Source organism: Chitinophaga fulva (assembly GCF_012927205.1).
In the GTDB taxonomy this organism is placed as follows: domain Bacteria; phylum Bacteroidota; class Bacteroidia; order Chitinophagales; family Chitinophagaceae; genus Chitinophaga; species Chitinophaga fulva.
The window spans coordinates 1,054,824-1,081,813 of sequence record NZ_JABBGC010000003.1; the positions used below are offsets into that span (position 1 = coordinate 1,054,824).

At 48.3% G+C, this 26,990-nt stretch carries 20 protein-coding genes and 2 tRNA genes; 7 read left to right on the forward strand and 15 right to left on the reverse strand.

The window, feature by feature from the left end; translation table 11 throughout:
* Positions 1–3,810, reverse strand: a complete 3,810-nt coding sequence (locus HHL17_RS27625) for a sensor histidine kinase (protein ID WP_169228058.1) — start codon at positions 3,808–3,810, stop codon at positions 1–3.
* 53 nt (positions 3,811–3,863) lie between these two features.
* Complete coding sequence (mazG, locus tag HHL17_RS27630; RefSeq protein ID WP_169228059.1) at positions 3,864–4,631, reverse strand: nucleoside triphosphate pyrophosphohydrolase; 768 nt, start codon at positions 4,629–4,631, stop codon at positions 3,864–3,866.
* 214 nt (positions 4,632–4,845) lie between these two features.
* Between mazG and HHL17_RS27635 the strand changes: the two genes are divergently transcribed.
* Positions 4,846–7,125: a Tex family protein gene (locus HHL17_RS27635; RefSeq protein WP_169228060.1), complete on the forward strand. Its 2,280-nt coding sequence runs from the start codon at positions 4,846–4,848 to the stop codon at positions 7,123–7,125.
* 194 nt (positions 7,126–7,319) lie between these two features.
* On the opposite strand, the gene HHL17_RS27640 is transcribed toward HHL17_RS27635, so the two are convergent.
* The 4 genes from HHL17_RS27640 to HHL17_RS27655 form a co-directional block, all read right to left on the reverse strand.
* Positions 7,320–7,832, reverse strand: coding sequence for a hypothetical protein (locus tag HHL17_RS27640; protein WP_169228061.1), 513 nt, complete (start codon positions 7,830–7,832; stop codon positions 7,320–7,322).
* Positions 7,833–7,989: 157 nt separating this feature from the next.
* A complete protein-coding gene (locus tag HHL17_RS27645) occupies positions 7,990–8,769 on the reverse strand; it encodes an enoyl-CoA hydratase-related protein (protein WP_169228062.1) in 780 nt (259 codons plus the stop codon).
* A 48-nt stretch (positions 8,770–8,817) separates the two neighbouring features.
* Positions 8,818–9,720 carry a DUF3667 domain-containing protein gene (locus HHL17_RS27650; protein WP_169228063.1) on the reverse strand — a complete coding sequence of 301 codons (903 nt, stop codon included), beginning with the start codon at positions 9,718–9,720 and terminating at the stop codon, positions 8,818–8,820.
* A gap of 49 nt (positions 9,721–9,769) precedes the next feature.
* Positions 9,770–10,726 (reverse strand): DUF3667 domain-containing protein, encoded by a 957-nt coding sequence (locus tag HHL17_RS27655; RefSeq protein ID WP_169228064.1) that lies wholly within the window; start codon positions 10,724–10,726, stop codon positions 9,770–9,772.
* 146 nt (positions 10,727–10,872) lie between these two features.
* Here HHL17_RS27655 and HHL17_RS27660 point away from each other — a divergent pair, with 146 nt between their 5' ends.
* The 4 genes from HHL17_RS27660 (at position 10,873) to HHL17_RS27675 (ending at position 12,383) form a co-directional block, all read left to right on the forward strand.
* Positions 10,873–11,721, forward strand: coding sequence for a hypothetical protein (locus HHL17_RS27660; protein ID WP_169228065.1), 849 nt, complete (start codon positions 10,873–10,875; stop codon positions 11,719–11,721).
* Positions 11,722–11,866: 145 nt separating this feature from the next.
* Positions 11,867–11,942: transfer RNA gene (locus HHL17_RS27665), tRNA-Gly, on the forward strand.
* 16 nt (positions 11,943–11,958) lie between these two features.
* Positions 11,959–12,044 (forward strand) — tRNA-Leu (locus HHL17_RS27670).
* 12 nt (positions 12,045–12,056) lie between these two features.
* Positions 12,057–12,383 (forward strand): hypothetical protein, encoded by a 327-nt coding sequence (locus HHL17_RS27675; protein ID WP_169228066.1) that lies wholly within the window; start codon positions 12,057–12,059, stop codon positions 12,381–12,383.
* A 288-nt stretch (positions 12,384–12,671) separates the two neighbouring features.
* Here HHL17_RS27675 and HHL17_RS27680 read toward each other — a convergent pair whose 3' ends face one another.
* The 7 genes from HHL17_RS27680 to HHL17_RS27710 all read right to left on the reverse strand — a co-directional run bounded on the left by HHL17_RS27680 (position 12,672) and on the right by HHL17_RS27710 (position 23,651).
* Positions 12,672–13,802: a DUF4998 domain-containing protein gene (locus HHL17_RS27680; RefSeq protein WP_169228067.1), complete on the reverse strand. Its 1,131-nt coding sequence runs from the start codon at positions 13,800–13,802 to the stop codon at positions 12,672–12,674.
* A gap of 46 nt (positions 13,803–13,848) precedes the next feature.
* Positions 13,849–15,033: a DUF5000 domain-containing lipoprotein gene (locus tag HHL17_RS27685; protein WP_169228068.1), complete on the reverse strand. Its 1,185-nt coding sequence runs from the start codon at positions 15,031–15,033 to the stop codon at positions 13,849–13,851.
* A 33-nt stretch (positions 15,034–15,066) separates the two neighbouring features.
* A complete protein-coding gene (locus HHL17_RS27690; RefSeq protein ID WP_169228069.1) occupies positions 15,067–16,965 on the reverse strand; it encodes a RagB/SusD family nutrient uptake outer membrane protein in 1,899 nt (632 codons plus the stop codon).
* 30 nt (positions 16,966–16,995) lie between these two features.
* Positions 16,996–20,388, reverse strand: coding sequence for a TonB-dependent receptor (locus tag HHL17_RS27695; protein ID WP_169228070.1), 3,393 nt, complete (start codon positions 20,386–20,388; stop codon positions 16,996–16,998).
* 455 nt (positions 20,389–20,843) lie between these two features.
* A complete protein-coding gene (locus HHL17_RS27700; RefSeq protein WP_169228071.1) occupies positions 20,844–22,010 on the reverse strand; it encodes a FecR family protein in 1,167 nt (388 codons plus the stop codon).
* Between the two features lie 40 nt (positions 22,011–22,050).
* Positions 22,051–22,656: an RNA polymerase sigma factor gene (locus tag HHL17_RS27705; RefSeq protein WP_169228072.1), complete on the reverse strand. Its 606-nt coding sequence runs from the start codon at positions 22,654–22,656 to the stop codon at positions 22,051–22,053.
* Between the two features lie 386 nt (positions 22,657–23,042).
* Complete coding sequence (locus tag HHL17_RS27710; protein ID WP_169228073.1) at positions 23,043–23,651, reverse strand: FMN-dependent NADH-azoreductase; 609 nt, start codon at positions 23,649–23,651, stop codon at positions 23,043–23,045.
* 107 nt (positions 23,652–23,758) lie between these two features.
* Here HHL17_RS27710 and HHL17_RS27715 point away from each other — a divergent pair, with 107 nt between their 5' ends.
* Entirely contained in the window at positions 23,759–24,139 is a 381-nt protein-coding gene (locus HHL17_RS27715) for a winged helix-turn-helix transcriptional regulator (RefSeq protein WP_169228074.1), read from the forward strand.
* Between the two features lie 10 nt (positions 24,140–24,149).
* On the opposite strand, the gene HHL17_RS27720 is transcribed toward HHL17_RS27715, so the two are convergent.
* A complete protein-coding gene (locus HHL17_RS27720; RefSeq protein ID WP_169228075.1) occupies positions 24,150–25,670 on the reverse strand; it encodes a serine hydrolase domain-containing protein in 1,521 nt (506 codons plus the stop codon).
* 203 nt (positions 25,671–25,873) lie between these two features.
* Between HHL17_RS27720 and HHL17_RS27725 the strand changes: the two genes are divergently transcribed.
* Positions 25,874–26,209 (forward strand): DHCW motif cupin fold protein, encoded by a 336-nt coding sequence (locus tag HHL17_RS27725; RefSeq protein ID WP_169228076.1) that lies wholly within the window; start codon positions 25,874–25,876, stop codon positions 26,207–26,209.
* 175 nt (positions 26,210–26,384) lie between these two features.
* Here HHL17_RS27725 and HHL17_RS27730 read toward each other — a convergent pair whose 3' ends face one another.
* Positions 26,385–26,987 carry a 4Fe-4S single cluster domain-containing protein gene (locus HHL17_RS27730; RefSeq protein ID WP_169228077.1) on the reverse strand — a complete coding sequence of 201 codons (603 nt, stop codon included), beginning with the start codon at positions 26,985–26,987 and terminating at the stop codon, positions 26,385–26,387.
* Positions 26,988–26,990: the final 3 nt, after the last annotated feature.

Below are 26,990 nucleotides of genomic sequence, written 5' to 3' on the forward strand. Positions count from 1 at the left end.
TTATTGTCCATCGTACAGCGGAAGTTTTACATAGAAAGTAGTTCCTTCATTAAGCTTGGTCTCAAACCAGATCTCCCCTCTTGTTTGTTCTGCAATGTTTTTACACATAGCAAGACCTAACCCGGTACCGGATGATTTGGTAGTGAAATTGGGCACAAAGATTTTGGACTGCACCTCCGGAGAAATCCCTCCCCCATTGTCGGCCACGCTTACAATCACGTAATGGTCCACCGTTTCCTGCAGCCGTACGCGGATAAGGCCCTGGGTATCTTCCGGAATAGCCTGGATAGCATTGAGCAACAGGTTGGTAAACAACCGGTTCATCTGTGTTTTATCGGCAAATACATAGAGCGGCCTTCCCGGTTCCACATATTCGATGTTACAGTCTTCCTGCGTCTGATAGAGGCCTGTCAGTGAAGACAGTACTTCATTCAACAATACCACTTCATTATTCGGTTCCCCGATACGGGCAAAAGCCGAGAAATCGGATGCGATATTGGACAGGTGCTCTATCTGTTCCACCAGCGTGCGGGCCATATTGGTAGACAGTTCCTTCACATTGGGCGAATCGCCGGCGATGGCCCGTTGCAGGTACTGTATACTCAGCTTCATCGGGGTAAGCGGATTCTTGATCTCGTGGGCCACCTGGCGCGCCATTTCCCTCCAGGCCCCTTCCCTTTCGCTCTTGGCCAACCGGGCGGCACTGACTTCCAGCTTCCGCACCATCTTGTTGTATTCCTTTACCAGTGCACCGATTTCATCATCTTTTTCCCATTCAATTTCATCGTTGCGCTGGCCCAGGTTCACGTGCCGCAGCTTCTCCGTTACCAGTGAGAATGACCGTGTAATGGAGTTGGTGATCAACAGCGCCACCATCCCGGCAATGAGGAAAATGAACGCGTTGAAATTGATCAGCGCCACCAGGAAGTTGGAGATCTGCTGGTTACGCTCTGTCTGCGTAGCGAAATAAGGTACATTGAGATAAGCCATTACATCGCCGTTGCGGTTACGCAGCGGCATATAGCCCGACAGGAACGGCATGGTGCCAATCTTTTCTGTCTGAATAAACTGAATATGCTGGAGGCGGGATATCTCATAATAAGCCATCGGCTCCATTTTACCGGAGATAAGGCCTTTCTCAGTCATCAGCGGTTGCGTGGTGAGGCGCAGGTTACCGTCTGCATCATATACGTTGATATCGAGTGCCCGTTCATTGGCGATATTGCCCAGAGCGGCCGTCAGCTTCTCTTTAAACACGGGATCGTACATATTGTCGATCTCGTCCATGTCGCGCTGGTTGAGGAATACCGTTTCCACATCGGTGGCCACCTCTCCCATCGTTTTACTGAGCTTTTCGCGGTTCTGTACTTCCGATCGCCAGATAAAGAACATGGTGGTGGTAATACCGAGTATCACGAAAGAGAAGACCACCACAAAGATGATGGTGCCATGCACTTTCTTACGGATACTAATATTGATCAGTGCCCGGATGTTGCTAACGCGCATCCTTGCCTTAATCAACAGATCGAACACCTTGTATATCACAATAATCAACAGGAACAGGCAGAACATGTAAGCAAAGAGCGTGATAAACTCAACGAACGTACGACTTTGTTTTACCACAAACACCACCTTCTCCGGAGAAGCACGATAGATCATTTCAGAGTGCCTGTCCACATCTTTTATCGTTAGTTCACCAGGCGGCACATCGCCGGGATATAGCCGGATGGGGAACGGATAATCGCTGTAATGACTGACCAATACCCCTTTATCATAAATCGCATAAGAGTAGTTGGCCTGTGATTCCCGGCTGCGGTCGTAGAGGTCGCCCTCTACCAGCAACTCGGGATACAGCCGTTCCTGGCTGAATATCTTGGGTTTGAGCACATATACCAGCCAGCCCGTTCCGGTATTGTCTACCGGGTTATGGAATTCCTTTTTACCGATATAATTATAATCGTTGAAGCTGGGCTCGTAGTAATAGAGGTCATTACCGCTGACATCCGAAGGAGAAACTTCCGATTCAAAGAACATGCGGCGGTTGAACGAGATGAGGCTGGTCGTATCGCCGGCATAGATAGGCTGACCGTTTTCATCGTATGGATAAAACGCCACATCAAAGCGGCTCAGGTACCCCTGAAAATAATTTTGCTGCAGCACTTCCTCCATACGGGCTTTGGATTGTTTACTTCCTTTGTCCATAAAGAAGTACTGCATGTATTCATCGTGTTCAATTTTTTTGCCGAGGTCATTGAGCAACATCTCCAGGTAAGGATCTTTTTGTTTGGAGAGGTCAGCAGCCAGCTTTTCACGGGCAGACAGCTCTTTCTGATCGTTGTAATATACCAGTGCGCCGGAAGTGGTGACGGTGAGCAGGAAGAGCCAGAAAAGGAAAGGCACCGTGGCCACACTGCTTTCAAAACGATCTGCCAGGAAGTCGAGCAGCACGATGTACAGCAGCAGCCAGATGACCATAGCCACAGAGAAAGGCAGTTCCGGGTTGTGGATACGGAACAGCAGCCAGATGATACCTACAGCTGCCAGCCACACATACTTAGCGCGATACTGGAAATTGGTGAGCTCATTGAGCAGGTAGTTGATGATCTGGGAGAAAAACAGGAAGCTGAAAGAGATAAACCCGAGCACCACAAATCCGATCAGGCTGTATTCCGTGAGACTGAAAGGATTGGTTACATCGAACGATATATGGGAGTCTATCACAAGGCTCTGGATCAGGTCTGCGAGGAACTGTTCCACCATATACAGCAGGAGGCTGGCCACAATGATCACGATGCTTTGCAGCCAGCGTTTGCGGATCACAGGCAGGTTGATTGTTTTAACGTGTTCGCGGAAAAACAGGATCATCCAGAAAGCCAGCAGCACGTTGAGCAGCAGGTCACCGAGCGAATAGAATATTTCGTCTTTCGCATAAATAACCGGGTTAAACACGTTCAGTGCGCGGAAATTGAACGGGAAAGCGTAAGTGTAACTCAATACGCGGAGGCTGAAGACCACGAGGAAAAGGAACAGGAACCCGTAGAGCGGGTTAGTGTTTTTGGCCAGCAGCGTAGCGAACAGGTTAAAGAAAATGAGTACGCAGATACATCCCAGTACGCGCAGGATCACGCTGAGGGTATTGGGAGGCTGGGCGCGGATGTTTTTATTGTAGTCGAGGAAAAAGAGAGTTTGGTCACTCCCGTTTTTCACCGGCAGGATGGTATGATCTGGCAAGATGAGGCTGGGGAGGTCCATATGGATGGTGTATTCCGGCCCCAGTTCTGATTTGTTATAAAAATGGCTGATGAGAAAGCTGTTCCTGATCGCATACTCCATGCGTACCGGGATCGCAGCCACCACAAAATGCTGATGATTGCCCGGTATTTTCATTTGCCGGGTAATGATTTCGTAGTACCCGTTTTTCAGTTTCATGAACTGTGCGCCGGGCTGGAGCACATCCGGCATCTCTTCCGGCTGTACCTGACTGGTGCTCCAGAAGGTAAGCCAGGTGCCTTGTGTGCTGGAGTCGTAGGCAAATACGAAGTAGTCACGTTTGCCGATCCTCTCCAGTGTTTTATCATCATAGGAACGCTGAAAGAGGCTGTTGACAACAGCGGTGTCCTTCAACAGTTTATCGAATGATTGTTCCCGTTGATGCAGGCTTTTCTCAAGGCTTCTTTTCACACCTTGCGGAGAGGAATAATAAGCCCAATAGTTGCTGAACAGGAAGGCGAAGGTGAACAGCCATGCTGCAACGATCAGAAGATATCCATGCCGGAGGAAAAAGAGACGTATTTCTTTTATATCAATCAAAAGTATTTGATTATATGATGATTTGGGTATTGGATTATCGGACAGGAGAGCTGTTATATGCCAGCCTCTTTCGCTTTATTCCAGAGTGTGTCCATTTCCGTTAGGTCCATATCGTTGAGGCGGCGGCCCTGTTCGAGCGCCAGGGCTTCCATGTGCTGGAAGCGGCGCTGGAATTTTTTGTTGGTGCGTTCCAATGCATTTTCCGCGTCGATATTGAGGAAACGGGAGTAGTTGACCAGTGAGAACATGACATCGCCGAATTCCGCTTCGATAGCATCCTGATCACCGGCGTTCACTACTTCTTCCAGTTCATTCACTTCTTCCTTCACTTTATCCCATACCTGGCTGGTATTGTCCCATTCGAAGCCGGTTTGTTTGGCTTTTTCCTGCAGGCGCATGGCTTTCACGAGGGCCGGAAGGGAAACGGGGACACCGCTGAGGACGGACTTTTTGCCTTCTTTCAACTTAATTTTTTCCCAGTTGAGTTTCACTTCTTCTTCATCCTGTACCTTTACATCGCCGTAAATATGGGGGTGTCTGGTGATGAGTTTATCGCATACACCGTTGATGACATCGTTGATATCGAATTGTTGTTTTTCAGCACCGATTTTAGCGTAGAAGACGATATGGAGGAGGATGTCTCCCAGTTCTTCTTTGATGGACTTCCAGTCTTCTTCCGTGATGGCATCCGCCAGCTCGTAGGTTTCCTCAATGGTCAGTTGCCGCAGTGTCTGGATGGTCTGTTTGCGGTCCCAGGGGCATTTTTCCCTTAAATCGTCCATTATCTGTAACAATCTGTCGAATGTAGCTGTCTTTTCCATAGCCGTAAAAATACAGAGAGATTTTGTCATTTTGGCATTTTGAACGTGGCAGGTAATGGGGGTAAAATTGCTTTCCGATTAAAAGGCTTTTTAATTACATTTGCGAGCTGTAAAAAATTCAGCGATTTTAGTATTTGGCGACTGGATAAATACCGGTTTAAATCGAGGTATCACGGTCAGTTGCCAACATAAAAAAATCCCAAAAAGTATTGATATGAATGCGAAACACATTACGCTTATTTCATCCGAACTGGGCATCTCCGCCAAACAGGCAGAGAACACCATGGTGTTGTTGTCCGAAGGGTCTACCGTACCCTTTATCAGCCGTTACCGTAAGGAGGTGACGGGCAGTCTGGATGAAGTGCAGATAGGTAAGATAGAAGACCTGCAAAAGCGTTACAAAGAAGTGGACGACCGTCGTGAGTTTATCATCAAAACCATTACGGAGCAGGAGAAAATGACCCCTGAGCTGCTGGAGAAACTGGAGAGCACCTGGGTGCTGGCAGAGCTGGAGGACATTTACCTTCCTTACAAGCCCAAACGCAAGACCCGCGCTACCGTGGCCATTGAGAAAGGGCTGGAGCCGCTGGCCAAGCTGCTGTTTGACCAGCAGGATGGTGATACCGGCGCCGCAGAGACATTCATCAACGAGCAGGTAGCCTCTTCGGACGAAGCCCTGAAAGGCGCCCGCGACATCATCGCTGAATGGATCAATGAGAATGCTGAATGCCGTGACAAACTGCGTAAGCTCTTCACCCATACCGGCAAGATGACTTCCAAAGTAGCCGAAGGCAAAGAAGAGGAAGGCAACAAATACAAAGACTATTTCGACTTTTCAGAAGACCTGCGCGAAGTGCCGTCCCACCGGGTACTGGCTATTCTGCGCGCAGAGTCTGAAGGTATACTGTTCAGCACCATCGCGCCACAGGAAGAAGAGGCCATGGAGCTGATCAACAAACAATTTGTGACTGGTAAAGGCGCCGCTTCCGAGCAGGTAGCCAAAGCCGGCGCCGATGCTTACAAACGCCTGTTGCGCCCGTCCCTCGAAAATGAATTCAGGGCTGTGGCCAAAGACAAGGCAGATACCGAAGCTATCGACGTATTTGCAGAGAACCTGCGTCAGCTGTTGCTGGCGGCGCCGCTCGGCCCTAAAGCCGTGATCGCCATCGACCCTGGTTACCGTACCGGTTGTAAGACAGTAGCGCTGGACAACCAGGGCAATATGCTGGACCATGACGTGATCTTCCCCCTGGAAAAAAATTATAAAAGAGACGATGCCGAAGCCCTGCTGAAAAAATGGGTTAACCGGTACGATACCGCAGCTATTGCTGTAGGTAACGGTACCGCCGGCCGCGAGACTGAAGAGTTCGTTAAGAAGATTGACTTCGGTAAAAAGATCAATGTGTTTATGGTCAACGAAAGCGGTGCCTCCGTGTACTCCGCTTCCGAGGTGGCCCGTGAAGAGTTCCCGGACCAGGACGTGACCGTACGTGGCTCCGTATCCATCGGCCGCAGGCTGATCGATCCGCTGGCAGAACTGGTAAAGATCGACCCCAAATCCATTGGTGTAGGTCAATATCAGCATGACGTGAACCAATCCTCCCTGAAACAGAGCCTCGACCGGGTGGTGGTTAGCTGCGTGAACAACGTAGGCGTAAACCTCAATACCGCCTCCAAACACCTGCTGGCATATGTTTCCGGCCTTGGCCCTTCCCTCGCGGAAAACATCGTAAAATACCGCAAGGAAAACGGCGCCTTCAGCAATCGTACGCAGCTGAAGAAAGTGCACCGCCTGGGTGACAAAGCCTTTGAGCAGTGTGCCGGCTTCCTCCGCATCGAAAATGGCGACAACCCGCTGGACAACTCCGCCGTACACCCTGAACGCTACGCCCTCGTGAAAGAAATTGCCGAGAAACAGCACTGTAGCGTTGAGGACCTGATCGGCCAGGAAGACCTGCGCAAAAAAATCAATCCGAAAGACTTTGTGCGTGAGGACGCTGGTTTGCTCACCATTGAGGATATCCTGAAAGAGCTGGCCAAACCCAGCCGCGACCCGCGTGATGAAATATCCATTTTCGAATACGCTGAAGGCATCCACAAAATCGAAGACCTGAAAACAGGTATGGTATTACCCGGCGTGGTGACCAACATCACCGCATTCGGCGCCTTCGTGGACATCGGGGTAAAACAGGATGGCTTGGTGCATATCTCCCATATGTCCAACAAATTCATCAGCAATCCGAATGAAGCGGTGAAACTGAACCAGAAGGTGCAGGTGACCGTTCTCGAAGTGGACATCGCCCGTAAACGTATCTCCCTGTCTATGAAAGACCAAGAGAAAGCCCAGGGCGGCGGTGGCGGACCGCGCAAAGAGCGTCGTGATGACCGTCGTGACGATCACCGCGATGACCGCAAGGGGAAACCCGCCAAAGAAGCGCCTATGAATGATTTCCAGGCGAAGCTGGCAGCGTTGAAGAACAAGTTTGACCGCTGATAGCCATGATTATCGCTGATCCACCTGATTAGCGGAGATCAAAACGGAGTTTATATTTAATCTAATTTGATTTTTAAAATTTTATAAAGAGAATGCCCCTCATTGCTAGGTCAATGAGGGGCATTCTCTGTTTGTTATTATTAGAATTCGTTTGGGTCTCCGCTAATCAGGTGGATCAGCGATAATCCTGGCTATCAGTGGTTTAGCCATTGTTTAAATTTCTTCGGATAAAGCGTATCATTTTTCTCCGCGAAGATCATCACGTTTTTATGAAAGGAATAGGCCGCGTAAACGATATCGCGGTCCATATCGATGGCGATGGCCGCTTCGTAGGGGCCAGCTTCATCGGGCATGCGGCCCTGATTAAAAAGGGTATTGTCATCCACTTCGATGGGCGGGCATACTTTAAAGCGTTCCTCAAACGTTTTGCGATTTTTGCCCAACAGGCGGTTGAGGCGGGATTTCAACGGTTCCTGTTCCAGTAGTGCCACTTCTTCCGCGAACTGTCCGTTATACTGCTCAAATTTCTTCCAGGAAGCAATTCTGTCTGTCTGAATAGTATCGCCATTGGCGATCATGGTGTCTGTGGGGGGCGCTGTGGTGTCATCTGCCAGCATGACGGCCCTGATCTCCTGGGCAGGGCCATTACAGGCCATTGTACAGAGGTTGATCAGGAGCATAGCTACAGGTAACAACTTGACGGTCATGGTTAAATTTTTAATCATCAATACAAACGGGTTGCCAAAAGCCGGCAGGTACCACTACCCTGCGGCTGCTATTACGGGTTTAATCTTTCGATATCAGGTTAACAATTCAAATAACAAAAAAGTTTAATGGTTTTTCAGTCTTTTGTATTGCAGTTGATTATTGGCCTTTAAAATCGGGGGCCCTTTTCTCCATAAATGCCTGCATACCTTCTTTCTGGTCAGCGGAAGCGAAGAGCAGGTAGAAATTTTTTCTTTCGAAGTGCAGGCCTTCATCGAGGGTGGTATCAAAAGCTTTGAGGACAGCCTCTTTGGCCATTTTTACCGCCAGCGGAGCCATAGAAGCCACTTCACCGGCCAGTTTGATCGCCTCCTGCAGGAACAGCTCTACTGGTACCACGCGGTTGATCAGGCCAGCCTGTTGTGCCTCCTGCGCCGTAATGAAGCGGCCGGTGAGCACCATTTCCATGGCCAGGGCCTTCCCTACTGCGCGGGTCAGTCGCTGGGTACCGCCGGCGCCGGGCATGACGCCCAGTTTAATTTCCGGTTGACCGAAGCGGGCAGTCTCGCTGGCAACGATCATATCACAGAGCATCATCAGTTCGCAGCCACCGCCCAGGGCGAAGCCGCTTACCGCCGCGATAATGGGCTTTTTTGTTCTTTTGATGGTATCCCAGGTGCTGAACTGGTCTGTATTAAACATGTCGATAGCCGATTTTTCCGCCATCTGTTTGATATCAGCGCCTGCCGCGAAAGCCTTTTCATTGCCACTGAGAACGATAGCACGCACCTGTTCATCCGCATCGAGGAGTTTCAGGGCATCGCGCAGTTCCCCCATCAGTTGAAGGTTCAGGGCATTCAGTTCTTTAGGTCTGTTTAACTGGATGTGGGCCACATAGGGCGCCACTTGCTGGTGTATGATAATAAATTCCGGTTGCATCACTCAATTTAAAGAAAAAAGATAATATTTTATCTTTTCCGGCTGTTATCAATAGGCGGCCAGTACCCCAAATATCGCGAACACAAATAAGATCACCACAATAGAAAAATATCCGCAGCACAGCAGTGTTGCTTTCACCAGGGATTTCCAGAAAGACTGTTGATAGGTATCTTTCAGCGCCAAAACGAAATACAAAAATGCGCCCCAATAGGCCAGCTCCAGCGGCAGACCATCATGGATAAAATAGCGTAGCACCAGTCCCACAAAGAGGATGATAAAGAGGAAAGAATGGAGATGAATCGTAAAAATGGCGTGATCAGTGAACAGCAGGTTGCGTTTGCGGTGTGTCCATTTCACCATCAGTGCAAATAGCGGCATGAGGACAAACATCATTTTAGGGAGGTTATGGGTAAACATTTCCTTGATGACTTCCTTACCACTTTGTTTGTTTTCCCTCATTTTCGCGAGACGGCGTTCTATACGGTCTTCCAGTCCCGTGTTCCGTTGACTGGCTGGTTTGGCTGCCTGTGCGGCGTCATATTCCGCTACACTTTTATAATCTGAGCCTATATCGCCCATCTCCACGTCTGCCAGCTCTGTTTCAATGCCCGGCTTGGCATTATGTTCTCTATGGCTATTTGCCAGGGCCAGGAAAAAGAAGAAAAAGACGGCCGATATGAATACGTATAGTTTAATTGGATTCACATAACGCATCCTTCTGCCGGCCCAGTATTCTTTTGTCAGCAGGCCTGGCCGCACCGTCAGGTACTTAAGCGTTGCCAGCAATTTGGAATCATAGTGAGCGATATCCGCCACCACATGACCAACAAGGTGGCCGAAGCTTTCGTGTTGCACCGTATTTTCCTGTCCGCAGTGAGGGCAATAACGTTCCGGGACTTCGGTGTTACAGTTGAGACAGTTTTTCTCAGAGCGTAAGTGTTGTGATTTCACGCGATGTAGATAGTTGTGTTTAATCAGATACAGGTCATGCAGGGTGTCATCAGACTGACAGCACCGCGAATATAAATACCATGAACACCATCGCCGCAATAAACATGTAACCAGCGAAAAGCAGGCTCCCCTTGATAAGCGATTTCCAGAAAGATTGCTGATAAGCATTTCTCAACGCCAGTACCAGGTAGAAGAATCCGCCCCAATAGGCCAGGTTCAGTGGCAGGTCATCATGAACAAAATAACGGAGCACCAGTCCTACAAAAAGGATGATAAATAAAAACGAGTGGATATGAATGGTGAAAATGGCATGGTCCACATACACCAGTTTACGTTTGCGATGGCTCCATTTCACCATTAACGCAAACAATGGCATCAGGAGGAACATGATTTTGGGCAGGTTATGGGAGAACATTTCCATTATCGCCTGATCTGCGGTTTTGCCTTCTTCCTTTAATCCTGCGATACGGCGCTGCCAGCGGTACTCTATACCTGTCAGCCGTTTCCCCGGAGGGAGGGCTGCCTGTAACGAGTCAAATTCCGCCGCGCTACCATAATTGGTGTCCATTGCACTCAGGTCTATCACGTCGTCCTTTTTCTGGTGAGCAGTATCCTCCTTATCCACAGCTTTCTCCTCGAGTGTAATTTTCTCATTGTGTGCAGTTTTTTTCTTGTCTGCGTGCCCTGGTGTATGGGTGAGAATTGTAAAGAACAGGAAAAATACGAAGGAGATGAATACGTACAGTTGGATCGGATTGACATACCGTACCCTTCTGCCGGCCCAATATTCTTTTGTGAGAAATGCCGGGCGGATGACCAGGTATTTGATGGTTGTCAGGAACCGGGAATCGTAGTGGACGATATCTGCCACGACATGCCCTGCCAGGTGGCCAAAACTTTCATGTTGTACCGTATTTTCCTGTCCACAGTGAGAGCAAAAACGTTCCTGGACCTCCGTGCCGCAGTTGAGGCAGGTTTTATCTGCCCGTAAAGGTTGTGTTTTCACGCGATTTAGATGGTTGTAATATGAAATCGGGGAACAAGATAACCAATAATCGTCATGTATCTTATGCGGCTAAAAAATTTTAATATGAAAATTGCGTTTTACATTTGTCGTAATTGTCACCATCAAAAATCTGCGATCATACCTACATGAAGAAGACGATCCTATTGGCATTGGGAATGCTGGCCATGGGCAGCAAGGCTTACACACAGTTTTATTTTCAGGATATCTATAATACCCAGCAGACCGTAGCTACTATGGCTCTGCTGAAGGAGAACAAAGTGCAGCTCCAGCGGGTGATGACGCTAGACGCCAATATGGAGATCGACCGGGATTTCCGCTGTGAGCGCAGTCTGAGCCCTACCTATCACCAGATGAAGTCGCAGACACAGTCCACCGCCACCGGCTATTCCGCCCTTACCTCTACTTTTTCCACCAAGGGACAGTTGACCAAGACCGTGGACAGCTCCGCCGCCAGTATCACCACCACCTTGTACCGTTACGATACCCAGGGTAAACTGCAGTTTGTCAGCAGCAGCTCCGTTGCGCGGGAAAGCAAAATCCGTTTCGATGAGACCCGCAGCTACAGCTATGACAGCACCGGGTACCTGCAGCAGATGGTCCAGAAAAAAAGCAACAGCACCGATTCCGCATTGGTGACCTTTAAGACCGATAGTGCCGGTCATGTTACCGAAGAGCTGGAGCAGCGCAAAGGCACACCCGCCAAACGTACGTATTACAACTACGACAAAAGCGGGCAGTTGACCGATGTATACCGCTATCAGCCTGCGAAGAAACGTATGCTGCCCGACTATATCTTTGAATACAATACACAGGGACAGGTGACGAAGATGACTACCGTCAATGCACAAACGTCGTCTTACACCATCTGGCAATATGAGTACCAGGGCAATGGGCTCCCATCCAAAGAAACCTGCTATGGCAAAGGGAAAGAGCTGCTGGGCATGGTAAAATACAGCTATGAGCTGAACCCGTAGTTACAGTTAAATTTTCTGGAATGCATAAATTCTTTCAGCTCAGCGCTAAAAAAATTTTGCAGCTTGAAAAAGATTACTATCTTTGCAGTCCCAACGAAAAAAGCCATTGCTAAAGCGTTGAAAAAGTTCTTATATTAGACAACCTGCGGAAGTAGCTCATTTGGTAGAGCACGACCTTGCCAAGGTCGGGGTGGCCGGTTCGAGCCCGGTCTTCCGCTCCAGGTTTTACACCTTGATACCCTGGTGGTGGAATTGGTAGACACGCGGGACTTAAAATCCCGTTCGCAGCAATGCGAGTGTGGGTTCAACTCCCATCTGGGGTACACAATCAATCAATGGAGAGCTGCGCTGGCGCGGGCTCTCCATTTTCTTTTTCAGCCAGTGCTGAAGAAAAACAAATTTCTGCCAAATTTTCTGCCAAGCATACGCCCCCAAAACTTACTGATTTGAGACAAAAAATCAGAATGCGTATGTCGAAAAAGTTAACCCAAACAGAAACATTACCTTATACTTACCCTGAACTTTACCGCGGCCCCAAAGAATGGTATGTTCATTTTCATTACAGAAATCCTGAAACAGGCGAGATGGAGCGTTTTAAAGATAGCTGGGGACTGAATAAAAAAAGAACCTCCACAGGCGTGAACAAATTGCAGCCGATTTAATCTCTGTTATAGCTGATGAGTTAAAAAAGGGTTTCAATCCTTTTGAATCTACCCAAGTGGAATCCGTGGCAATTACCTCCCTACCTCAGCACCCTAGCATGGCCATACCCGGAGCGTATATAAGAAGTAGTGGGCGAAAAAAAGGCACCGCTCTTGCGATGCCTTTAATCTTATTTAATTAAAAACGGAATGTCAAAATAATCTTGTACTGTCTAACCCTACAGGCCTGGCAATCTCTCCGCATTCCTGCTACTATCTTCGTGCCTGAGTTTTATTGAGTGATTTCTCTTACCTTTTATATACGCCAACTTCTGCCAATGCGGAGAAGTTAGAATTCTTGTGATCGGATTTCACAATGACCCGGAAATACTGGAAAGTAACGGCTTCCGTCAGTTCCACGTATTGCTTGTCGGCAATTGGCGCCAGGGTAAATGCACCCAGCGGGATCCAGTTGTTGTTGTCCGTACTTACCTCTATTTCGATCAGTTTTATAGGACCATCCAGCGGGCTGCGTTGTACAAATGTGAAGCCGTATGCAGAATTGGTGGCTCCCATATTAACAGTAATGGTATGCGGATAGGTCAGCCCTGCTGCTTTTGACATTTGCCATACTGTGGCAACGTTGTTATCTATGGCATTCCCGGGCCCGCGATTGGACGATTCGTCATAGTCAGAGGCAGTAGCCGTCCAGCCGGTCTTCGCGTATTCCTGGGGCGGCCCTTTCACCTTTACTGTTTCGTAGGCGGAATAAAAGGTATCAATGGCGGTGCTATCCGGCATATACAAGGTGGCATATTCAAATGTGCCATGCGCATTAAAATCATAATTGTCAAGCATGGTGGTGGCAGAATCGACAGGCACAGTTACATTACGTACGGTGCCGGCGGCATCCGTGTACTTTACCCTGGTGGCAGTTACATGCATATCAGCGCTGCCCCAGGTAATGGATACCCTGCCATTGGAGAAAAGGGCACTTTTAACCGGCCTTGCCAGCAGGGAACTAATGTACCGCTCACCATACACCTGTCCTGTAGTGCTGACCCTCACAGATCTGTTGCCCTGATCGTCATACGCATAGATATCGAATGAATAGGCGCCTTCCCGCATATCCGGCAGTATCACTTTCACGGTATCTATTTCATGTACTCTTTTTATGGCCATTTCGAGGGAATCGCTTTTGTTATTCCAGTAGATCCGCACTTTGTTTACCTGCGGGTCAGCAATAATCCAGGAGAGCATGATCCGGTTCTTTCCCGGGAAGACCTTTATGGAATCGACGGCGCCGGCATAATGTATCTCTCCGTTCTCTATGAATGGACGATAGGTAGCATCCATTTTGCTGCAGGCCGCCAGGATGCAACATATTGTAACAGCCAGGCACAAATAAAAGCAGCTTGTTTTATATACGCGGAATTTCATGTTGTTCTGTTTATGATCAGATATTCAAGTATATGCGTTTGCGTTATCACTGTGGATTTCCCCAGAAAGTGAGCTCCGCGATGTACATATGGTCCAGGGCGCCCCAGACTTTCAGCGTTTTGAAGCGTAGGTACCGCACCGGCGGAATGTCTGGCGGGAAATCAAAGTCTTCTCCTTCAACGGTGGCAAACTGTTTATCTTCTGTGGTTACAGTGCCGTCTGGCGCATTGGAAGGTTTGATGGACTCACAGCGCATCAGCAGTGTCCAGCCGTCCCAGCTGCCGTTGGCAGCAGGGTTATTGCAGCCCCATATCTCGTATATCTTCGGATCGCCGCCGGTATAAGGACCGTCAGTACCACCATCCCGGTGATGCAGCTTTAAACGGCTCAGTGTGGCTGTTACGCCCATATCAAAAGTGAACCATTGTGGAAGTCCGGACCCGGGCTTTGTATGAAATATGCGGTCGCCACTCTTACCCAATTTGTCGTCCCAGAGGTTAGGTATCTTGCCCATATGTGCCTGGTAAGTATCAGTTGGCAGGTCTACTTCCCTGAACTTCGATTTTTCGAGCTTTTGCTCAAAGAGGGGCGTCAGCTCCGCATACAGGGTATCGGAATGATTATTCCAGCGGTCCCTTACGAATGCGGCGAATTTTCTTTTCTGCGTATTGAAGCCCCTGGCAGCGAACACGCCCTCTTTTCTTTTCGTGTAGTAGGTTTCTGCTGGTATGAGATCGCCCGTAGCGTCCTCGGTCAGCACACAGATCGCCAGGTCAGCTTCGGCGTTATTTACAAAACGGACCCTGGCGCCCCCAAACGTGGCGCCTATGGACAGCGATCTGAAAGTCTCTTTTACAGGTGGTGTAAGCGGCTTTACCTGCACCGCAACAGGAGCGGACACTTTCTCGCCCCGACTAACGGCATACAGATTAACAGTATAGCTGGCGGTATCCGGGAACCCGTCAACACTGAGGCTGTTCAGGTAATAGGATACCTTTACTTCCCTTTCCACACCGGAACGGATGGTATAAACAGCTTTTACGTATAACAGGTCATTGTCCTTCGGCCGCATATAGCTGATCTTTGCGCCTCCCGGAGTACTTTCCACAACCACGTTGCTTACCGGCGCCGGCGCCTGGTCATTGTTGAGAGGGCTCATTTTGTCTTCCTTACAGCTATTACAGTACAACAGCCATATGGAGATAATAGAGAGCAAGATATGTTTGTTCATGAGTAATGCGTTTTGAAATGATTATGGGGGTTATCACCAACCTGGGTTCTGGTTCATTTTTTTATTGCTCATCAGTTCGGATTCCGGCAGTGGCCACAGGTAGTCGCGCGTAGTGAATGTCTGGTTAAAGATCACTTTCTCCCTGTAATAGGCCGCCGCATCTTCCTGCGCCACATCCCAGCCGCTGACAGGCTTATTCTGTTCTTCCACGGCCTTCTTCCACCTGCGGAGGTCCCAGAAGCGTTGCCCTTCAAAAGCAAGTTCTATCTGGCGTTCCCGCTGTATGATATCCCGCATGCCTTCTTTGGTGGTGAATTTGGTGGGCGTGCGGGAGTAGTTGGTCCAGGCATTTTCTACGGTAGGCAGACCGGCCCGCTCGCGGACCAGGTTCATGTATTTATACACTTCGGCACCGGGCCCCTCTGCTTCATTGAGGGCCTCCGCATACAGCAGGTAGAGGTTAGCCAGGCGCAGGATAGGCCATGGATAGGCCTGTATGGTATACGTGGTGCCGTCTCCGATCACGTTGTTGAAGTTCACCAGTTTTTTAGGCCAGTAGCCGGTTACGGAATAGGCAGACTGGTTCTGGGCGCTGGCTGGCTGTCCTTTTTTACAGGATACGAAAAAGAGATTGGCTTTGTCGTTGAACAGGCCCTGTCCGTACCAGATGCCGCCATCAAAGCCCAGGCTGGCATAGAAGCGGGGTTCCCGGTCAAAATGCAGGGCTACTGTCTGATATCCTTCCTGGAGATCATAACGGTAGGCGCGTGTACCGGTACGCAGCTTAAAGCGCCCTGCATAGTCCCATGTCTTATCTTCCGTGATAGGCACCCCGTGATTGCTGTAGAACATTTCTGCTATCTTGAGCGTGGGCGCAATATTACCGCTGAGGGAGCCGTTACCGACTCTGACAGGGTCCAGGCCGCGGGGTGTTGCGCCGGCCTGCATACTGGACACCAAACTGTTTGTATTGCCCCATATGATCTCTGCATTCCATTTTTCACAGACCGCATTCCTGATACTCATTTCAATCCGGGTGGTATCCGATATCTTATACGGGAAGAACTGTGGATTAAAGGTGTACAGGCGGTACCCCTGTGATTCGCAGAGATCTATCGCCTCTTTACAGGCGGCGGCAGCGCGCGTCCACTTTTGAGGATCAGCACTGTTAGAAAAAAGCAGTTGCCCGTCGGGGCCTTTAAACCCTGCATGGTCCGGGTTACCGTTGAACAGGGGGCTGGCGGCCACCACCAGCACATAGGCTTTGATGGAAACGGCAATAGCTTTTGTAATGCGCCCCAGTTCAGTTGTTTCGTTCGTGATCTTGTCCGGCAGATTGAGAGCTGCTTCGCCCATGAGCTGCGCAATGTAATTCACACAGGAATCTACCGGTTCCCGTACGGGATAGACTTCATCTTCACCAGCGCTCACGGGAATATTCACTTTTACAAGCGGGATAGGTCCGTACATCTGGAACAGCCAGAAATGATAATAGGCTTTCAGAAATTTTGCCTCCGCGATCCAGCGCTGTTTCTCTTCGCTTCCCATGTCAGGCACACGGTCAATGTTCTCCAGGAAGATATTGCACTGGCGGATGCCTTCGTAGAGATTTTTGCCACCATTCTTGCCCTGCCAGTAGTTCATATAGGAGTTCACCACATTCTGATTGCCGCGTGCTATCTGCCAGGCATTGGAGGTATAAGTAACAGGCAGCCAGCATTCATCGCCGGCAGCGAAGGCAGGATTACCTGCAAAATCCCCGGTGGCGGGCATATAGGAATAGCAGGTGAACAGGAACCGTTCTGCCGTGGAGCGCAAACGGAAAGCATTGTCGATAGTGGCCACATTATCAGGCACAATATCCAGGAATTTCCTGCAGCTGCTAAATAGTGTTGAGATGATAATACATAGTATGCAGATGATCTTTTTCATTGTTGTTCTGTTAAGATAAAAGCTCTGGGTTTAAAAGGTGGCCAGTACGCCCATATTGAATACACGTTGTACCGGGTAGCCGAGACCGTTACCTGCCATTTCCACGTCCCACAGTTTAAATTTGCTCCAGGAGAGCAGGTTGGTGCCGTTGAAATAGATGCGCAGGCTTCTGATGTAATTGCGGGGTCTCACGGTATAGCCTATTTCCACTTGTTTCAGGCGTATGAATGTACCATTGCGCATAAACCAGGTGCTTCGCTTCGAGTTATTGTTATTGCCGATACTGGTAGTGCTCAGCCGGGGCCACAGGGCATAGAGATTGCGGTTCTCTTCGGACCAGTGATTGTCTGCATAAGCCTGTAACAGTTGGTTCTGCTGCTTGCCGGTTTCATTCGGGTTGGCAACGAACGGTGCAGTGCCCTCGACATCGATCCAGAATGATTCCCTTGCCAGCCCCTGGAAAAAGGCGGAGACATCAAACCGTTTGTATCCTACCGAAAAGCCGAAGCCATAAGTTATCTCGGGTGTGGTCGGGTAGCCGATAGGTACTTCGTCCAGCTCCGTGATCTGTCCGTCGCCGTTCACATCATGATACTTGATATCGCCGCCGCCGTATTCGCCAAAGTTTTGCCTGGGCGATTTGGCGACTTCCGCGTCATCCACAAAAAGGCGGTCGGCAATGTATCCCCATTGCTGGGAGATGGGATAGTTCACATGCCGCTTCCAGGGAGCACCATCGAAAGATGGTTCTTCATACACCGTGAATTTGCTGGTTGCGTAGGTGAAGTTGGCGCGGCCCTGCAACCACAGGTCCTTTTTAATCGAGTGATTATAATCGAAAGAAATATCCATGCCCTTGCCCTGAGCAGCGCCCACATTGGCCTTGGGTTGGGCGGAAAGCCCCATGGTAGCCGGTGTGGCATTACGCGTCATCAGGATGTTGGTGCGGTGTTCCATATATAGCTCCACCTGTACATCCAGTTTACCGAACAGTCCTACCTCAATGCCCAGGTTTGCTTTTTTTGCCGTTTCCCAGCTGATATTGGGATTTGAATACCTGGAAAGGGAGATGCCTGGTCTTGAATAGCCGTTTTCGCGGCCAAAGACGGCGCCTTTGGAGGCATCGTTCATATTCACATTGGAGAGGTAGAAGAAGCGGTCATTCTGGTCACCAATGGCGTCATTGCCGGACAAACCATAAGTAGCGCGGAAGCGCAGGTTGGTGATGGTGTTTTTGAACGGTTCCCAGAACTTTTCATTGGAGACGCTCCATGCTATTCCCGCAGAGGGGAAGAAACCCCAGCGGTGGGATTCATGAAAGCGCTCCGACCCGTTATATCCAAAATTAAGCTCTACATAATACCTGCTGCCGTAAGAGTAAGTACCACGGCCTGCCAGGCCTACATTCCGGAAAGGCAGCGAAGCCTGCAGGTCTGCGGCGTTGCCGGTGAGGCTATTGCGCACCATGAACACCAGGAGGCCGTTAAACTTATGATCTTTATTGAAGGTACGGTTATAGTTGAGGGCGGATTCCATGTAAAAGCTGGAGTTGACCGTCTTGTCTCCCGGCTTGTAATTGAGATATTCCGTACCAGTTTCTTCATTCAGCAGCTGCAGCTTATAAGTGTTCTTTATTTTGTCGTAGGAACTGGCCTGGTACCAAAAAGGGATATACGCGCGGGTTACATCGAAATAGGCATTCCTGTTCACGTTCAGCATGGTCCTGAAATCAAGGCCCTGGATAAGGGGGGAGAGATCCTGTCGTATCTCGAACTGGGCTGCCATCATAGAACGGGAGTAGTCCTTGTACCCTTTTACCATATCTGCATAGGGGTTCAGGAGGAAGGTACCGCTACCATCGTCATAATTACCGAACATAATATGCTGTACATAGCGATGTTCGTCATCCACCGGATAATAGGCAGGGAAATACACAGGGTTCGTGCGCATCACTTTCTTATAGAGGTCCGCGCCACCATCTATAGGGCCGGTGTAATCGTCGAAAGAGCCGCTGAGGCGTACGGTCATTTTGGTGAATTTAGTCACCTGCACATTTACATTCGAGCGCAGGGTATAGCTTTTCAGATTTATGTTGCTGTTGAAATTGTTGCGGTGGTCTACATTGAGAATACCGTTATCCTGATTGATGGAACCTGCAACATAATAACGTGCGACGCTGCCTCCGCCGCTCACATTCAGGTTTGCACGCTGGTTAGTGGTATAGGATTTAAAGAGCTCCTTTCGCCAGTCGGTAGCAGGGTACATATAGGGGTTTATGCCGGCTATGGTATTGTCTATTTTCTGGTCTGTGTAAGGCAGCTGTCCCAGCGGATCCCGTGTCAGTACAGCTTCGTTGTTCAGCCGCATATAGGTGATGGGGTCGGCCAGCGCTATATTTCGGGTAGGTGCGGAGACGGAATTTTCCAACCGCAGGGTGATAGCGGCCTTCCCTTCTTTACCTTCCTTGGTGGTCACCAGGATCACGCCATTTGCCGCACGGCTCCCATAAAGGGAGGTGGCAGTGGCATCTTTCATGATGGAGAAACTGGCAATATCGTCTGTCTGCAGGCGTGCAAGATCGGTAACGGTAAGTTCTATACCGTCTATCAGAATAAGCGGGTCTTTTTTGTAACCAAAGGTGGTAACGCCGCGAATGAAGAAATCTGCATTGTCCTTCCCCGGCTCGCCGCTGCGCTGGTAAGCAATTACACCGGCAATACGGCCTGCCAGGGCCGTGGTAAGATTACTGGCCGGCACTTTCAGTTCGCTGGGATTAATGGTGGTGACGGCACCCACCAGGTCAGCTTTTTTCTGTTTGCCAAAGGCTACCACTACTGTTTCGCCCAGCTGGTTGGAAGAACGGCGGATCATTATGTTGATGACCTTCTGGCCGGTTACCGGCATTTCCTGTTGCGTATATCCTATTGAGCTGATCACCAGCAACGAGCCCCTGGGCACCTGTTGCAGCCTGAATTTTCCTCCTCCATCTGCAGTTGTTCCGTTCTTTGTTCCCTTCACCTTAACTGTAGCCCCTGGTATGGGCATGCCGGTATCGTCCGTTACTTTACCTGTAATAGTGATGGTTTGATCTATCGTGGTATCCTGGACGGAAGAAGAGGATGGAGCAGGGCTTGTTACAGGCTCAATTGAAATTGTTTTATTGTCGATCGTATAGGTAAGTCCCTGCCCCGTCAACACTATCTTTAACACTTGTTCTACCTCCATATCACGGACACTGAGCGTGACCGGTTTGGTATGCGCCAACAAGCTGTTCTTATAAAAAACAACATAGTCTGTTTGTTTATTGATCTCAGAAAAAACAGTTGCCAATGGTACATTACTGCCAGTAAAGCTGAACTGTTGTGAATAACCCGTCGCACCTACTTGTAAGGCGAAGAAGAGGAAGATGATCTGCAATCTCATGATCATCTTGATTTTAGTGGAAAGGCATGGGGCGCCCCCTTTGCGCAGACGCTGCAAAGAAAAAAACATAACATAGATTTTGATTAATGAATTTTTGTTCAGGCAACAATCATAGTTGGCCTGCTATACTGGAAAGCGTTCACTGTCTCAGATTTTCCTGGATAGGTATTTTTTGGTTGACATTACTATCCTGACTATTTCATTTCAAAACAATAGTTCCCCTGTATTACCCCACCAGGTGATTCCATGGGTTAACTTCATTAATGTTACTTTTGTTACTTTCATACGTGATGAGTTAAAATGGTTAAAGAATTCAATTGCGCTAACTGCCTGGCATTCTTCCAGACCTATGTATTGTTTGACATCCCTGATCAGGCATCTGATCCGGAACAGCAGGCCATAACATTGAATAATCGTTTCTGCTTCCATTCCGCCGTTTGACTGCTCAAAGGTCATCAGTATATAATAACTGTTCGTCCTTCAATCCTGTATCTTATGTCATTTCGCGCCAATATGGAGAGCACTTTAGATAATGGCAAACTACGTTCTATACCACCGCTGAAAAGCTCCCGGCTAATTGCGCCCTCATAACTGACCTGAACATCATACCATCTTTCCAGCTGCCGCATCACTGTTTGAATATCGGCATTTTCAAACCAGAATTTTCCATTCTTCCAGGCAGTAACTGCCTTTATATCTGCGGTTGAGATCACAGCGCTGCCATCAGATAATACAGCCGCCTTCTTACCTGGCTGCAACAGGTGGCTCCCCTTATCAGTCGTTACCTTTATCAAGCCCGAAACCAGGGTGGCGCACAGACTGGCTTCGTCCGGGTAAGCGTTCACATTGAAGGCAGTGCCCAGTACCTGTATGTTGGTAGTGTTTACGCTAACCACAAATGGCTGGCGGGCGTTTGCTGTTACCTCGAAATAGGCTTCGCCGCTCACTTCCACTTTCCGTTCTCCGCGGGTAAATGTTGTTGGATACCGGATCGAGCTGGCGGCATTCAGCCAAACTTTCGTCCCATCCGATAATACCAGCTGGAATTGTCGTCCGCGAGCGGTGGAGAGCGTATTATAAGTGATAGTCGTACCATCTCCTTTCGCTTCGTAGTGTAAGCTGCCTCCCTGCTGCCGCACAGCCGCCACCCCCTGCCGCATCACCCGGTTGCCGGCGCTGTCCAGCGTAATAGTAGATCCGTCAGCAAGAGTAAGTTTAGCTTCATTGGAGCCCGGCGTTATATCGGCTATCGCCTGTTCCCGGGGCATATCCGGCTTTGACGGCCGATAAAGCCAAACGTAAGTACCGAGTCCAAGCACCATGACCAGCGCAGCGGCAGCCCATCCCCAACGTCGTAAAAAAGAATTACGACGAAAAACTATAACCGGCTCCCTTGGGCTGTCATCCATGGCTGATTGCACCGACCTTACCACCCGTTCAGTCACAGCAGGAAAAGCATCCGTATCCGCTTCCGCCTCCAACAATTGACGATCAATCAGTTCCTCCAATAATTGCTTATACTCCGGTTGATCCAGAAGTGCACGCAACTCCTCCCATTCATCCCTGGTAATCGTTCCAGCGATATAGCGGTCAATATAAAACTCAAGCGGTTTATTTGCCATCTTATATATAAATGCATTTTTTTAAGAAGAGGTCAGGTCATCATAAAAAAAAAATTGACCTGGTCAGTATCATACTGATAGCCACACTAACAATTACCCCCATTTCTTCTCTGAGGTAATATCTGAGGAAAACAAGCGCTTCAATGATATGCTGCCGGACGGCGCTTTTACTGATCTGTAGTTGACAGGCAATTTCCTCATAGGTCATATTTTCCATCCGGCTGAGCTTAAATACCTCCTGTCGCCTGGCCGGAAGCATTGCGATAGCACGGTCAAGCCCTCTGCTCAATTCCTGTAATTCAAGAGCGGATTCCGGGCCATTGAGGAGTGTTTGCAATGTATCTTCAAGAGGGGCCTCTCTGACACGTAATTTTTCACGGAAAGCCATATGTATTTTATTACGTGTGATAACATACAAATAGCCTGCAAAATTACTCATGTCATGCAATTTCTCCCTGTTCCGCCATATGCTGATAAAAATGTCTTGTGTAAATTCCTCCGCCTGGGGGGCGCTCTTTATATATATAAGGAGTTGCTTGTAAATAATTGGTGTGTAATGCGCCACGATCTTTGTAAAAGCTCTCTGATCCCCGGAGGCAACAAGGGATAATAGTTCACTGTCATTATATATGCTATTGTCTAACAAGGCGATATAGATATTTTCCGTAGCTAAATATAGCTAAAAATGGCTGATGCCACCCGGGTAATATTGTGATGGATACTTGACACGCGGAATATTATTAATTAATTCGACAGGCACTAAAATAGGTTTGTCTTTTTCTTTTTCCAAGCCATATCTCAAATAAAATACATTCTCACATTATTTCTATCTTTAACGGAGTGATACTCTTTGATTAGGAATTCACCATTCCTATTGGAAAGTGAACAAATCGACAACTCCCGCAGGTTCCTTTGGGATCTAATCTGTCCTTTTAATTCCCTTAGTATATCCCTACAAACAATAAAGGCATCGCTCCCGCGATGCCTTTATTGTTTGTAGTTAGTGAGTAGTATTCCCCGGAATCGTCATTCTTATACCGCTATCGCAATACTCCCCATTCCATTTTCAAGCGCCGCTTCCGGCCCTATAATGGCCTGGCCTTCGGCTCTGAAAACACCTGCAATCGTGATTCCTATTAAACTAAGAAAGGAACGCACATACGGTTCTGTGAAATCGTAGTCTTTCAGTTCACCTTCCGAATAAACCCCGCCTGAAGTGGTAGCTATATACACCAACTTATCTTTCAACAAACCTTCCGGCAGCAATCCTTTTCCGGTATACTTAAATGTTATCCCCGCTCTTGTAATATGATCGAAATATGCCTTCAGCGTAGAGGTGATGGTGAAATTATACATCGGGGTTTCTACGACAAGGATATCGGCATCCATTAGTTCCTTAATCGCATCGTCTGAATACCTGATATTATCCAGCTGTTCGGCTGTACGATTTTCTTCGGGTGTAAAAAAGGAATTGATGTGAGATTCGTCCAGGTGCGGCGGCGGATTTTTAGCCAGGTCCCGTACTGTCACGATGCAGTCTGCGTATTTTTCTTTTATCTTCTCCACTATAGCATTTCCCAATTTCCTGCTGATGGAGGCATCCGTTCTCGGGCTTGAAATAATGTGCAGTATTTTTTTCATTTCTCTTGCAGTTTGATGCGTCAAAACTACCTACATTCGCTAATAAAAGGTTAGTAGTAAACAAAAGGTTAGTAGTAACCTATATGTTATTTAACCCAATTAAGCACATGAAGAAAGCAGAGTTAAAACAGACGGAATGCGCCGCCCGACTGGCTGCGGTGGAAGATGCGATGTACGTACTGGGTGGCAAATGGAAGCTCCGTATCATTACTGCCGTGGTGAGCGGCTACCATCGTTTCAACGAATTACAGCGGGCCATAACAGGTATTTCAGCCAGGGTATTATCAGCAGAACTAAAATCCCTTGAGCTGAATGAGTTGGTAAGAAGAGAAGTAAAAGCAGATCTGACACCGGTAGTAGTGGAATATCTACCTACCGAATACGGCATGACGGTGAAAGAAGTAGTATCCGTACTGGGGAACTGGGGATTAAAGCATAAGAAAAGAATTACCGGAAAAAGTGCAGCACTGATCGCTAAAGAAGATTGATAAAAGACGGCTACATCAGTCCCAGTTTCTTCATCGCCTTTATTCCATCTTTGCTGTTGGGATTAAGTTCCAGAGACTTTCTGTACATTCTTATCGCATCTTCCCGATGTCCTGCTTCCAGCAACGCTTCGCCATAACTGTCATAGGTATTGAAATCGGCCGGCTGGAGGAACGTATTCAGCTTAAATGTTTCCAATGACCATTGCAGGTGTTCCCTGGCTTTGGACTGGTACAGGAAATCATATCCCAGAAAGTTCATTTCCCTGGTATTAAAGTAATAGTGGGTACTGTCGGCCATACAAAGGTGCAACATGCAGGCGGCATTGTCTGCTCCCTGCACCATCAATGCCCTGGCATATTCACGGACAGCAGACTTCTTTAAAAACAAAGGAATGGCTGGCTTGCCATTCAGCATATACAAACAGGAGGTTACATTATCACCGAGCGAACTATTACCATTCATAAAAGCAATGATCACCTGTTTACTGTTTAAGTTGTGATAGTAGAAAGTGGCCAGTCCGAATTTGAACCCTCCATGCCCCACTCCCTTTCCATAACCAGGCATGTTAAATATTTCCCAGCCAAGGCCATATTGCCCAACGCCCTCTCCCAACATCGTATCCATATGCGCTTCATACGTTTTTCCATCGTTTAACTTAACCGGGGTAATCGCTTCTTCTACAGTAGCAGGCGACAATAGCTCACCACTAAAAAAAGCGTTATCGAAATTCAACATATCCTCCGTTGTAGTGATTATATTGGAAGATCCAACACTACCGCTGTTGTTATATTCTGTATACCGGTAACGTGCCACTTTATCCGCCTGCAGCCAGGCAGTATCATAGAAGGTTGGTTTCACCTGTTGTTTTACCAACAAAGAGTCTTCAATCTGGTTGACACGAAATACATAAGTGTTTTTCATACCCGCCGGTCTAAAAATATATTTCTCCATGTATGTAGGAAAATCAAGTCCGGAAACCTTTTCGATAATCAAAGCCAACACATTGAAGTTGGTATTACAATACCTGAATTCGTCTCCTGGTTTGAAATACAGCCCTTTTTTCCATTGTTTTAACAAAGGCAACACGGCAACATTAGTGATGATCGTATCAGGATATTGTTTCACTACTTCTTCAAACAGCTCCAGGTTAGGCAGACCCGAAGTATGTGTTAACAAGTGACGCAGTGTAACGCCGGGAAAGGGAAAACCGGGAAGATACCTGCTGACTTCATCTTCCAGCTTTAGCTTTCCTTTGTCTTTTAACCGCAGGATAGCTGTAGCAGTGAACACTTTGGATATAGACGCAAGGTTAAAATGCGATTGCTCCGTATTCCGCTGTTGCTGGGCATAATTAGCATATCCACCTGAAAAAGCATATACCTTACGTCCATTCTCTGCCAGCAGGATGTTACCATCATAAAGTTGATGGGCGGAGATCGTATCAAAATAGTTCCTGAGCGCGATAACCCGGTGCTGGGCTGTAGCGCCGACAGCCATCAGGCAAATTGTTACGATAATAAATGAACGCATAAAGTATGAGTTTGAAACCGGAACAATAATAGCGTCTGCAGTTAAGAGCGCTCCCGGAATGGGATGAACAGCACGATTCCGGGACGAAATGGGCGTTTTGAGGTTTCGTTATATTATCAAGCTGGTATTTTTAGAAAAAAGGAGACGAAAAAGTGTTTTTAAGCGCAATTGCAGATCAGCCGGACTTTCGTATTTTTATAAGCATGAAACATCCATTTCAGTGTATCGACTGGAGCGCCATCGCTCCCACCACACATCCCGGCACTACCGGCGAAGCTTTATGGCAAACGCTTCAACTGCCGGGTTTGCGCATACGCATTGTGACCTACTCTCCCGGCTACCTGGCTGATCATTGGTGCCAAAAGGGACATATTGTTCATTGCCTGGAAGGCAGCTTTGTCAGCGAAATGGACAATGGAGAAGCGTTTGTATTGCATCAAGGCATGACTTATGTCGTTTCTGATGATCTGAGCAATCATCGGTCCAGTACGGAATCAGGGGTTAAACTATTGATCGTGGACGGAGATTTTCTGAAGTAGTTTGTGGCAGCTGCTGGTAACATCACTCGCCGCCACAAGCTCCGACTTTGGATTTGAATGCCCTCCATATATTTCTTCAAAGTCTCATCAAACGGCTTGTAAAACTGAACTTCCATCTTAAACCCTATGCTATTGAGGTGTTTTGGTTATCTTTTCCACGATAAATTACAATAAATTAAATGTTCTTCAATGAATGCCGGAGCTCCAGGAATTTCTCCTTCGGCATCATCCCGTTGATGGCGATAATGCCATCTTCCCCGATACGCACCTCGACCTTATTCTTGATGGTATGCAGGTTATTTTCTAAATGTTTATACCGTTCTGTCTGGAAGAAAATACGCTGGTTACCGGAGCCCACCCACGGGCGTTCAAAACTGGTCAATGCTTTTACATAAGGTCCGTCCACAAAAATATCGCAGAGCGCGATGATAGCGGCTTTATGCAGGCAACCGCTTTCCAGTATGGCTTCTTTCGTATAGCCACTGAAAAGCATCAGCGACAGTCCCATTGCCTTCACCTCCTGCAGGAACGGCAGCAGTGCTGCCGCCTGGTCCATGGGCTCACCGCCTAAGACAGTGAGGCCTTCAATGTCCGGTGTTTCCGCAAGTATTTGCAACAACGCCGACGGATCTGTTGCCTTTCCTTTGCTGCGGTCCCAGGTATGTGGCACCATACAGTCCTCACATCTGATGGAGCAGCCCTGCACCCAAAGGCAGGCACGAAGCCCCGGTCCTTCTGCAGCGGTTACCGGGATAAAAGCATTTATATACAGTGCCATTTG

Bases quoted from the DNA above. Each gene is read 5' to 3' on its own strand.
- mazG (WP_169228059.1), bottom strand. From the start codon at position 4,631: ATGGAAAAGACAGCTACATTCGACAGATTGTTACAGATAATGGACGAT.
- HHL17_RS27635 (WP_169228060.1), top strand. From the start codon at position 4,846: ATGAATGCGAAACACATTACGCTTATTTCATCCGAACTGGGCATCTCC.
- HHL17_RS27640 (WP_169228061.1), bottom strand. From the start codon at position 7,832: ATGACCGTCAAGTTGTTACCTGTAGCTATGCTCCTGATCAACCTCTGT.
- HHL17_RS27645 (WP_169228062.1), bottom strand. From the start codon at position 8,769: ATGCAACCGGAATTTATTATCATACACCAGCAAGTGGCGCCCTATGTG.
- HHL17_RS27660 (WP_169228065.1), top strand. From the start codon at position 10,873: ATGAAGAAGACGATCCTATTGGCATTGGGAATGCTGGCCATGGGCAGC.
- HHL17_RS27675 (WP_169228066.1), top strand. From the start codon at position 12,057: ATGGAGAGCTGCGCTGGCGCGGGCTCTCCATTTTCTTTTTCAGCCAGT.
- HHL17_RS27680 (WP_169228067.1), bottom strand. From the start codon at position 13,802: ATGAAATTCCGCGTATATAAAACAAGCTGCTTTTATTTGTGCCTGGCT.
- HHL17_RS27685 (WP_169228068.1), bottom strand. From the start codon at position 15,033: ATGAACAAACATATCTTGCTCTCTATTATCTCCATATGGCTGTTGTAC.
- HHL17_RS27690 (WP_169228069.1), bottom strand. From the start codon at position 16,965: ATGAAAAAGATCATCTGCATACTATGTATTATCATCTCAACACTATTT.
- HHL17_RS27695 (WP_169228070.1), bottom strand. From the start codon at position 20,388: ATGAGATTGCAGATCATCTTCCTCTTCTTCGCCTTACAAGTAGGTGCG.
- HHL17_RS27700 (WP_169228071.1), bottom strand. From the start codon at position 22,010: ATGGCAAATAAACCGCTTGAGTTTTATATTGACCGCTATATCGCTGGA.
- HHL17_RS27710 (WP_169228073.1), bottom strand. From the start codon at position 23,651: ATGAAAAAAATACTGCACATTATTTCAAGCCCGAGAACGGATGCCTCC.
- HHL17_RS27715 (WP_169228074.1), top strand. From the start codon at position 23,759: ATGAAGAAAGCAGAGTTAAAACAGACGGAATGCGCCGCCCGACTGGCT.
- HHL17_RS27720 (WP_169228075.1), bottom strand. From the start codon at position 25,670: ATGCGTTCATTTATTATCGTAACAATTTGCCTGATGGCTGTCGGCGCT.
- HHL17_RS27725 (WP_169228076.1), top strand. From the start codon at position 25,874: ATGAAACATCCATTTCAGTGTATCGACTGGAGCGCCATCGCTCCCACC.
- HHL17_RS27730 (WP_169228077.1), bottom strand. From the start codon at position 26,987: ATGGCACTGTATATAAATGCTTTTATCCCGGTAACCGCTGCAGAAGGA.